This window comes from Pseudoxanthomonas kalamensis DSM 18571 (assembly GCF_010211745.1).
GTDB lineage: Bacteria > Pseudomonadota > Gammaproteobacteria > Xanthomonadales > Xanthomonadaceae > Pseudoxanthomonas_A > Pseudoxanthomonas_A kalamensis.
This window is the reverse complement of record NZ_PDWQ01000117.1, coordinates 1-549: the sequence shown is the minus strand read 5'-3', so window position 1 is coordinate 549 and position 549 is coordinate 1. Positions and strand designations below refer to the sequence as shown.

The 549-nt window shown below is 54.1% G+C and carries 1 protein-coding gene; it reads right to left on the bottom strand.

Features of this window, described 5'->3' with window-relative positions:
* Nucleotides 1-531, bottom strand: a 531-nt coding sequence (locus CSC70_RS14295) for a terminase gpA endonuclease subunit (RefSeq protein ID WP_425501605.1), incomplete at its 3' end; no start/stop codon positions are given.
* Nucleotides 532-549 lie beyond the last annotated feature (18 nt).

Here is a 549-nt window from a genome sequence, read left to right as displayed (position 1 = left end):
GGCGTAATCTGCCAGTGTTTTCTTGTTGGTTGCTGCACCATCCTCTTCCTGCAGGCTCGCCAGCAGCGCACTGAGATCCAGCTGCCAGCGGGAAATACTGATGCGCAGCGCCGCCAGCGCATAAACGAAGCAGTCGAGTGCCTCATTGCGTCGCTTTTTGCTGTCCCACAGTATTTTTTTCCTGCCATCCACCCATTTTTCGACCTGCTCTTCAGCAGTCAGCTGCTGCGCTTCGGTCAGATCAAAAATATCCGGGTTATTCGGGAAGTGAACGGCACCGGGAAGCGGTTCATCCCCTTCCGGCGTCAGTGTGAAGCGGTTATAAATCTGCTCTTTCGCGGTATCCGTACCGATTTCGGTAAGGTAAACCCCGTTTTTGTTTCGCTTACGTGGCATGCTGGCCACCGGCTTTCCGTAGACGGATGCCCCTTTAATGGGGATCACCCGGAACAGCCCATGTTTTTTCGAGCGTTCATACACAATGGTCGGGTCAATCCCGCCAGTATCCCAGCAGATACGGGATATCGACATTTCTGCACCATTCCGGCG